The organism is Sinorhizobium saheli, from assembly GCF_001651875.1.
In the GTDB taxonomy this organism is placed as follows: Bacteria; Pseudomonadota; Alphaproteobacteria; order Rhizobiales; family Rhizobiaceae; genus Sinorhizobium; species Sinorhizobium saheli.
The window spans coordinates 74,349-83,722 of the sequence record NZ_LNQB01000059.1; the positions used below are offsets into that span (position 1 = coordinate 74,349).

8 protein-coding genes are annotated in these 9,374 nt (G+C 63.2%); 4 read left to right on the forward strand and 4 right to left on the reverse strand.

The genetic code is table 11. From position 1 onward, the window contains the following. Positions 1-12: 12 nt before the first annotated feature. The 4 genes from ATB98_RS05530 to ATB98_RS05545 are packed head-to-tail and all read right to left on the reverse strand — an operon-like array spanning position 13 to position 3,914. Positions 13-738 carry an ABC transporter ATP-binding protein gene (locus ATB98_RS05530; protein WP_066870220.1) on the reverse strand — a complete coding sequence of 242 codons (726 nt, stop codon included), beginning with the start codon at positions 736-738 and terminating at the stop codon, positions 13-15. After that, the gene (locus ATB98_RS05535; protein ID WP_066870223.1) at positions 735-1,622 is read right to left on the reverse strand and encodes an ABC transporter ATP-binding protein; all 888 of its coding nucleotides are present in this window, start codon (positions 1,620-1,622) and stop codon (positions 735-737) included. The genes ATB98_RS05530 and ATB98_RS05535 overlap by 4 nt, the downstream gene beginning before the upstream one ends. Further along, on the reverse strand, positions 1,622-3,007 hold the full coding sequence (livM, locus tag ATB98_RS05540) for a high-affinity branched-chain amino acid ABC transporter permease LivM (RefSeq protein ID WP_066870227.1): 1,386 nt from the start codon (positions 3,005-3,007) through the stop codon (positions 1,622-1,624). The genes ATB98_RS05535 and livM overlap by 1 nt, the downstream gene beginning before the upstream one ends. Before the next feature lie 4 nt (positions 3,008-3,011). Beyond that, on the reverse strand, positions 3,012-3,914 hold the full coding sequence (locus ATB98_RS05545) for a branched-chain amino acid ABC transporter permease (RefSeq protein WP_066870230.1): 903 nt from the start codon (positions 3,912-3,914) through the stop codon (positions 3,012-3,014). Positions 3,915-4,292: 378 nt separating this feature from the next. On the opposite strand from ATB98_RS05545, the gene cysQ reads away from it, so the two are divergent. The 4 genes from cysQ to ATB98_RS05570 form a co-directional block, all read left to right on the forward strand. After that, entirely contained in the window at positions 4,293-5,081 is a 789-nt protein-coding gene (cysQ, locus tag ATB98_RS05550; protein WP_066870233.1) for a 3'(2'),5'-bisphosphate nucleotidase CysQ, read from the forward strand. 115 nt (positions 5,082-5,196) lie between these two features. Continuing rightward, positions 5,197-6,054: an SDR family NAD(P)-dependent oxidoreductase gene (locus tag ATB98_RS05555; protein ID WP_066870236.1), complete on the forward strand. Its 858-nt coding sequence runs from the start codon at positions 5,197-5,199 to the stop codon at positions 6,052-6,054. Positions 6,055-6,090: 36 nt separating this feature from the next. Further along, positions 6,091-7,644: a VOC family protein gene (locus ATB98_RS05560; RefSeq protein ID WP_066870239.1), complete on the forward strand. Its 1,554-nt coding sequence runs from the start codon at positions 6,091-6,093 to the stop codon at positions 7,642-7,644. A gap of 548 nt (positions 7,645-8,192) precedes the next feature. Next, positions 8,193-9,374 (forward strand): VCBS domain-containing protein (locus tag ATB98_RS05570; RefSeq protein ID WP_167354055.1); only part of this gene is annotated, 1,182 nt, incomplete at its 3' end.

Consider the following 9,374-nt stretch of genomic DNA (forward strand, 5'->3'; position numbering starts at 1 on the left):
CTCCAGCGCGCATCAATGGCGGCCGCCTTCGAGATAGGCCGCGCGGACTTCCGGATTGGCGAGGAGATCCTTGCCCGTCCCGCTCATCGTTACCCGGCCGTTGACCAGAACGTAGGCGCGGTCGGAGAGCTTCAGCGCTCCGAAGGCGTTCTGCTCGACGAGGAACACGGTGAGGCCCTCTTGCTTGTTGAGCTTCTTGATCGCATCGAAAATGCCCTTGACGATCAGCGGCGCCAGACCGAGCGACGGCTCGTCGAGCAGCAGGAGCTTCGGGCGCGCCATCAGCGCCCGGCCGATCGACAGCATCTGCTGTTCGCCGCCCGAGAGCGTTCCGCCGCGCTGGGCCTGGCGCTCCTTGAGCCGCGGGAAGAGCGTGAAGACCTTCTCCACGTCTTCCTTGAAGTGCTTCAGCTCGTCGAGGCTCGCACCCATCTGGAGGTTCTCGAGCACCGTCATGCGCGGGAAAATCCGCCGTCCTTCCGGCGATTGCGCGATCCTGAGGCGTGCGATCTCATGGGTCGGCAGCCGGGTGATGTCCTGGCCTTCGAAATGGACCGAACCGGTGCGCGCCTGCGGACTGCCGCAGATCGTCATCATCAGCGTCGATTTGCCGGCACCATTCGCGCCGATCAGCGAAACGATCTCGCCGCGATGGACCTCGACATCGACGCCGTTCAGGGCGCGGATGTTGCCGTAATAGGTCTCGACGCCTCTCACATGCAGCAGGGGAGCGGTCATTGCTTGGTGCCTCCCTGCTCGCTCTCGATTTCTTCGATCTGTTCGATCACCTCTTCAACCTCTTCGTCCTCGACGCCGAGATAGGCGGCGATGACCTTCGGATCGTTCTTGACGAAATCCGGATTGCCGTCGGAAATCTTCTGGCCGTATTCGAGCACCACGACGTGGTCGGAGATCTCCATAACCACCGACATGTCGTGTTCGATCAGCAGGATGGACGTGCCGGTATCGCGGCGGATTTCCTGCAGCAGCTCGTTGAGCGCAAGCGACTCGCGCGGATTGAGGCCGGCGGCCGGCTCGTCCAGGCAAAGGAGCTCCGGACCCGTGCACATTGCCCGGGCGATCTCGAGCCGCCGCTGGGCACCATAGGGGAGATCGCCCGCCGGGTCGTCCGCACGGTCGATGAGCGACGCTTTCTCCAGCCAGTGCCTCGCAATGTCGATCGCTTCCCCGGATGCCTGGCGATAGGCCGGGAACCCGAAGAGGCCGAGCAAGGTGTAGCCGGAGGCCTGCATCAGCTTGTTATGCTGAGCTACGAGCAGGTTTTCCAGGACGGTGAGCCCGGAGAACATCCGGATATTCTGGAAGGTACGCGCGACCTTGGCGGTCTTGGTGATCTCGAAATCCGGCAGGCGCTCCAGGAGATATTCCTTACCGGACCGCTGCTTCATGGTGATCATGCCCATCGTCGGCTTGTAGAAGCCGGTGATGCAGTTGAACACCGTCGTCTTGCCTGCGCCGTTCGGGCCGATCAGCGCGGTGATGTCGCCGCGCGCGGCTTCGAAGGAGAAGTCGTTGATGGCCATGAGACCGCCGAAGCGCATCGACAGGTGCTCGACCTTGAGGATTGGGTCTTTTGTCATCGTATTTGTCTCGAGGGCCATCAGCCGTGCCCTTCCTTGGTGAAGCTGCCGGAGACGGCCTTGCGCTTGTGGAGGAACGCGGTCGGCTCGCGGGATCCGACGAAGCCGCGCGGCTTCCAGACCATGACGACGACCATGGCCAGGCCAAAGATCAGCATGCGATAGAGCTCAGGCGTGAAGTTCGGTCCGAAGACGAGCTTGAGGAAGGCGAGCTCGCGCAGGATTTCCGTTCCGCCGATCATCACCGCCGCGGCGATGGCAATTCCGGTGAGCGATCCCATGCCGCCGAGAACGACGATGGCGAGGATGACCGCCGATTCCAGGAAGACGAAGGATTCGGGAGACACGAAGCCCTGGCGCACGGCGAAGAACGAGCCGGCGAAGCCGCCGAACATGGCGCCGGTGGCAAACGCCGTCAGCTTGGTGGTGACCGTGTTGATGCCCAGCGACCGGCAGGCGATCTCGTCCTCGCGCAGCGCTTCCCATGCCCGGCCGATCGGCATCCGACGCAGCCGGATGGTGACGAAGGCCGTCAGCAGCGCGAGGCCGAGGATCAGGTAGAACAGGAAGATCTTGTAATAGGCTGACGACATCGGCAGCCCAAAGAGCGCCGCGAAGCCGGTCTTCGTCGCGTCGAACTTGATGCCGAACAGCGTCGCCTTGGCGATGCCGGAGACGCCGAACGTGCCCTTGGTGACCTCGGTCCAGTTGATCAGCACGAGCCGGATGATTTCACCGAAGGCGAGCGTCACGATCGCCAGATAGTCACCGCGCAGGCGCAGCACCGGGAAGCCGAGGACCACGCCCCAGCAGGCGGCGAGAAGTCCCGCTACCGGCAGGAGCACCCAGAACGACAGGCCGAAATAGCTGGACAGCAGCGCATAGGAATAGGCGCCGACCGCGTAGAAGGCGACGTATCCGAGGTCGAGCAGGCCCGCGAGGCCAACCACGATGTTGAGGCCCCAGGCAAGCATCACGTAGATCAGGATCTGGATGCCGAAGTTGTCCACCCACTTCAGCGAGCCCTGGACGCCGGTAAGGGCGAGAACGACCGGCGGGTAGAGGATGAGCGCGACGATCGCGATCGCCGAGAAGTTCCGGCTGAAGAAGCCCTCTTCCTTCACCACGTCGGGCGCCGCCGCCTTGGCCGCCTTTCGCTGGGCGAGCCGTGGCTGGACATAGGCGACCATCAGGAAACGGCCGACCATGGCAATGACCACGAAGGTCGCGAGCAGGCCCCATCGCTGGTTCAGCACCAGCTCGTTGCGGATGTTCTGCGTGGTCTCGAGACCGACGAACAGGATGAAGAGGCCGAGAGAGATAAGCCCGGCGAAGACAGCCTCGCGCAGGGCCCGCGCCGTCAGCTCGCTGCCGGCGCTTGCGGTTGTAGATGCAACATTTGCCATGGAATTATACCTTCTCGACTTCCGGTCGTCCGAGAATACCCGACGGCTTGAAGATCAGGACGATCGCGAGAATGGAGAAGGTCGCGACATCCTTGTAGTCGATTGTGAAATAGGCCGACCACAGCGACTCGATGAGGCCGATCAACAGCCCGCCGAGAACGGCGCCGGGCAGCGACCCGATGCCTCCGAGAACGGCCGCGGTGAAGGCCTTGACCCCCGGAGCGAAACCGTCGGTGAAGACGACGACGCCGTAATACATGAGGTACATGGTACCCGCGACGGCAGCGAGCGCCGCACCCATGATGAAGGTCACCGAGATGGTTCGGTCGACGTCGACGCCGAGCAGCGCCGCCATCTTGCGGTCCTGCTCGGTGGCGCGCTGGGCACGGCCGAGCGGCGTCCGGTTGACGATGTACCAGAAGACGGAAAGCAGGAACGCGGTGATGACGACGATGATGATCTGCTTCAGCGAAACCGCGATGCCGAAGATGTCGTAGACCGAGGAGACGAGCGGCGGGATCGGCTTGTTGCGCGGCCCCTGCGTCACCTGGATGAAGTTCGACAGGACGATCGACATGCCGATCGCGGTGATCAGCGGCGCCAGACGGAAGGACCCGCGCAACGGACGGTAAGCCACCCGCTCGATGGTCCAGTTCCAAAGCGCTGCCGTCAGCATGCCGACGATCATCATAAGCAAAAGCGCCAGTACGACTGGTATACCTGCCATGAATGTCGTGAGGATTAGAAAGACAATCAACGCGGCAAAGCCGCCCAGCATGAAAATATCGCCGTGGGCGAAGTTAATCATGCCGATGATGCCGTAAACCATGGTATAACCGATCGCGATCATACCATAAATAGACCCAAGCGTCAGCCCGTTGACGAGCTGCTGGACGAAATACTCCATCAATCTTCCCCTGGACCGGATCCTTGTGGTCCGATCTCTTTTTATTAGTCTTCCTTCAAGAGCGTGCTCTGAGGCGATTTCATACCTCTTTCGACCGAAAATGAAAGACAAAAATTGCGCCGTCGACGGATTCTTCCGCAGATAAATTCAATTTGGCGCTTTTCGCGCCAGAGGAATCGACAAAACGCCACCCTCCGCCGCGAAAATGATCAATTTTCGCAGCGGCGGCGTCAGGATGCAGCTTCCGAGTCATTAACCCATGACGAAAAAATATGACCTTCCCCGCGACCGTTTACGGTTGATCTCCGCTCCGATCATCGTGATCTAAGACTGATCGAAGCTCGCACGAATCGGGCTCCCGGACCAGAGAACAGGACGATGCTGGACATACTGGAGAGATCGGCGGTCGCCGCAGGGCGGGCGATCCTCGATATTTATCACGCGGGGCCCGCCGTCACCTACAAGCAGGATACCTCGCCGGTGACCGATGCGGACCACAGCGCCGAACGCATCATCCTTGCCGATCTTGCCGCGGCCTTTCCCGACATTCCCGTCATCGCCGAGGAGGCCGTCGCCGCCGGGCACGTGCCCGATATCGCCGGCGGCCGGTTCTTCCTCGTCGATCCCCTCGACGGGACGAAGGAATTCGTCGAGCGCAACAGCCATTTCACCGTCAACATCGGGCTCATCGAAGACGGCGTCCCGGTCGCCGGCGTCGTCTACGCACCGGCCCTCGGCGTTCTTTATTCGGCGGGCTCCGGCCAGGCGAAGAAGGCGGTGCTCGAGACCGGCCGCCCCGCCCTCCCCTCAACCGTCCCTGGGGCCGCGATCCGCTGTCGTCCGTGCGGGGACCGGCCGCTGGCGCTCATCAGCCGCTGGCACAACAGCCCCGAAACGCTCGACTACCTTACCGACGAGGGCATTGCCGATCACGAAGCCATCGGCTCGTCGCTGAAATTCTGCCTCATCGCCGAAGGGCTCGCCGACATCTATCCGCGCTTCAGCCGGACGATGGAGTGGGACACCGCGGCGGGTGACGCGATCCTCAGGGCGGCGGGCGGCGAAACGCTGACTGCGGAGGGCGATCCGCTCACTTACGGAAAACGCGGCCAGCGAAGCGACAGCGACTTCGCCAATCCGTGGTTCATCGCGCGCAGCAAGTCATGATCCGCCGACGACTTTTTGCCAGCGACGCGATTTTGTCCTTAAATCGACTCCGATTTGAGGAATCATGCAGCAGGGAATCATCCGAGTTTTCGAGCCGTCATCAGGATTGAGCACCATGTCTTATGCCGCAATCGCCAGGAACAACGTTGCCGTCGTCACGGGTGCCGCTTCCGGCATCGGGCTTGCCGCGGCAAAACACTTCGCAAGTCTCGGAATGAAGGTGGTGCTGGCCGATCTCGCCGGCGACCGGCTGCAGGCGGCCGAGGCCGCCACGGCGAAGATCGCCGCCAACGGAGCGGATGACGTCGCCGCGATCGCCACCGACGTCTCGCGGCCGGACGAGATCGTGGCACTGGCGCGCTCGACGCGGGAGCGCTTCGGCCATGTGCATGTGCTGATGAACAATGCCGGCATCCAGCCCGGCAGCTCGATCTTCGGCCCCCTGGAAAACTGGGACGCGGTGATCGGCGTCAACCTCTGGGGCGTCATCAACGGCTCGCGCATCTTCGCACCCGCCATGATCGCCCACGGCGAGCCGGCACTCATCATCAACACCGGTTCGAAGCAGGGCATCACCACGCCGCCCGGCGATCCCGCCTATAATGTCGCGAAGGCTGGCGTGAAGGTGTTCACCGAGGCCCTGCAGCACGAATTGCGCAACACCGCAGACTGCAGGGTCAGTGCGCATCTGCTGATCCCCGGCTTCGTCTACACCGCCCTGACTGCACACGGGCGCACCGAGAAGCCCGCCGGCGCCTGGACGCCCGAGCAGACGGTCGACTTCATGATGGAGAGCCTCGCCAGCGGCGACTTCTACATCCTCTGCCCCGACAACGAGGTTGCGCGTCCGACGGACGAGAAACGCATCCTGTGGGCGGCCGGCGACATCGTCGAGAACCGGCCGCCGCTTTCGCGCTGGCATCCGGATTATGGCGAGGCGTTTCAGTCCTTTCTCGCCGGAAAGAAGGACTGACCGATCTCAACCGATCACGGCAGGAGGACCAGGACCGTGACAAGCGGCATCCATCACATCACGGCGATCGCCCGCAAGGTGCAAGCCAATGTCGACTTCTATCTCGGCTTCCTCGGGCTGCATCTCGTCAAGCGGACCGGCGGCTTCGAGGATGCCAATCAGTTGCATCTCTTCTACGGCGACGCCTCGGGGTCGCCGGGCTCGCTCGTAAGCTTCCTGGTCTGGGAGGAAGGCTCTCCGGGGCGCGTCGGCCACGGCCAGCCGAGCGAGATCGCCTTCGCCGTGCCGCCCGAAAGCATGGGCTTCTGGCTGACGCGGGCGCTCCAGTTCAACGTCGAGGCGAGCGGACCGGCACAGGAATTCGGCGAACCGGTCCTGCGGCTGAAGGATCCGGACGGCGTGATCGTCAAGCTCGTCGGAACGAATGCGCTCGCCGAACCCGCGCCATGGGCCAGCAGCGACATTCCCGAAACGCACTCGATCCGGCGGCTGCGCGGGGCAACCGTACTCACCGAGAAGCCGAAGGACACGGCGCATTTTCTGCAAAGCCATTTCGGCTACAGGGAAACGGCCGCGACGGAGACGATCCGCCGCCTCACCTCGTCCTCCGGCGACGTGATCGACGTGCGCGATGCCGCCGGCTTCTGGAGCGCCGCTCCGGGCACCGGCACGATCGACCATGTCGCCTTCCGAGCAACGGACGAGGCGACGGTGCTTGCCGTGCGCGCCGATCTCGAACAGGAGCATGCCGGCGCGACCAATGCGCATGACCGGAAATATTTCTTCTCGCTCTATGTGCGCGAGCCCGGCGGCTCGCTCTGCGAGCTTGCCACGGACGGGCCCGGCTTTGCGGTCGACGAGCCGGCGGATGTGCTGGGCTCGCGGCTGTTCCTGCCGCCGCATGTCGCCGAAGACACCGCCGCCTTGGTGAGGCTGCCGCAATTCGCGCTGCCCGGCGAGCCGCGCATGCCGCAGCGCGACCTGCCCTTCGTCCATCGCTTCTATCATCCGGCAAAGCCGAACGACCGCACCTTCGTGCTCCTGCACGGCAGCGGCGGCAACGAAATCGACATGCTCCCCTTCGGCCACCAATTGGACCCGCATGCCACTCTTCTCGGCGTGCGCGGCCGCAGCACCGAGGAAGGCTTTCCGCGCTGGTTCCGGCGCCTTTCCATGACGACCTTCGACCAGGAGGACATGCGCTCGGAAGCCGAAGCCTTCGCCGCCTTCATCGAGGGCGCCCGCAACGGCTACGGACTCGACCCGGCGAAGACCGTGTTCATCGGCTATTCGAACGGCGCCAACATGCTGGCGGCCGTGATGCTGCTTCATCCGGGCGTGATCAGGAACGCGGTGCTGATGCGCGCAATGGCCGCGCTCGAGAATGCACCCGAAACGGACCTGGCCGGCACGAAGATCCTCATGCTCACCGGCAAGGACGACCCCTACGGCAAATATGCGCCGGAACTGAAGGCGACGCTTGGCAACACAGGGGCCGCGTTCGAGGCGATCGACATCGACACCGGCCACGGCATCGGCGTCGAAGACATCGCCGCCATCCGGCCGTGGCTGGCCCAAAACGGGCTTTGACGGCAAGAATGTACGTGGCGACAAGTTCCGGGACGCAGTGCTAACGACAGGCCGAAGCCTGTGCGATATAGATTGGCCTCGACACTGAATGAATCAAGGCGCACGAGATTGGTATAAGTGACCGCACCGGCCTAATTCGTTCGGGTTAGAGCAGTACTACTTACAAATATTTCTTTTCCTGACTTTCAAAAATGCTAAGAATTTTCGACATGTAAGCGAATTTGAGACTCGCAATACGGATATTTCTAAGATCGGTTGAGTTCAGGCAATTTCGACAAAAGTATTACCGGGCCACCGTTTCAATGCGCGGGTCCGAGAGGAGCAGGCGTGTATAGAGTAGTTACGCCCGAGGAGGGCGCGCCGGCTTTCATCGCGGCGAAAGGCGACCGGTTTTCCGCACTCTTCGTGAGCGCCGTTCGCGACGAATTCTCCATCGCCGACAATCAGCAGCGTCCAGATCGATGGTTGGAGCCGCGCAGTGACGGCCGCCGCCGGTCCATGGACGCACAATCACACCACTTAGAGCACGTCAGGTAAGGGGGAGGCTTATGGCTACGCAGACGACAGGCGGCGGGAGCACCACGTCCTTTGGCAACACTCCGCAGGCGCAGGGCGACCTCTATGGGTGGAGCGAAGACGGATTGCTGGCGTCCGGAATCTACGATGCGTCCACCTACACCATAACCCTGAACGTGATGGACAACGATCTTGGCGGCAAGGCGAAGACGCTCTGGTCGATCGACGACGGCGGTACGGGCTTCATGAGTGAGTTGCTGCAGAGCAATATCACGACGGGTTGGGAGACCACCGCGGGAGGAAACTGGTTCCGCATCTGCAACGGCAAGATCGAATTCCGGGTCGGCGACGGTTCGGACTCGGCCAATAGCGCCCGGAGCGTCGATTCGCTGACCGACGGCGAGTGCATTCAGGACTCGTTCTATTACTCGATCCGGCTTGCCAACGGCACGCTGAGCTACGCGAAAGTCACCCTGGAGATCGTCGGCCAGAACGACGCGGCGACGGTCGTCGGCACATCCACAGGGTCCGTCATCGAAGCGGGGGGCACCGACAACGGCGATCCCGGTTCGCCGACGATCTCGGGCGCGCTCAATGTCAACGATGCCGATTTCGATGAAAGCCATTTCCAGGCACCGCCACAAAGCGCACTCAACGGTGCGTACGGCCACTTCAGCTTCGACGCGACCACTGGGGCCTGGACCTACGCGCTTGACAACGCCTGCGCGGCGACGCAGGCGCTGACCGCCGGCCAGGTGGTCACCGAGACGCTGACGGTGTGGTCCGCCGACGGCACCGCCAGTCGCGACATCGTGGTGACGATCACCGGCAGCAACGACGCGCCGGTGGTCAGCGGCACCGTCAGCGGTGCGGCGAACGAGGACGGGGCAGCGGTGACGCTCGACGCGCTTGCCAACGCCAGCGATGTCGACGACGGCACGACGCTTCAGGTGGTCGACGTTCCGGCCAGCCTGCCGGCCGGCGTCAGCTACGACGCGGCGACGCACGCCTTCAGCCTCGACCCGACCGATGCCGCCTACCAGCACCTGGCCGCCGGCCAGACGACGGTGGTGACGGTGAACTACGGCGTCTCCGACGGCACCGCGACCACCATGGCCGCGGTCTCCTGGACGATCACCGGCAGCAACGACCAGCCGACCGTGGCGGCCGCGGTCGCGGCGAGCCACGGCGAGGACGACGCCGGCTTCGGCGTC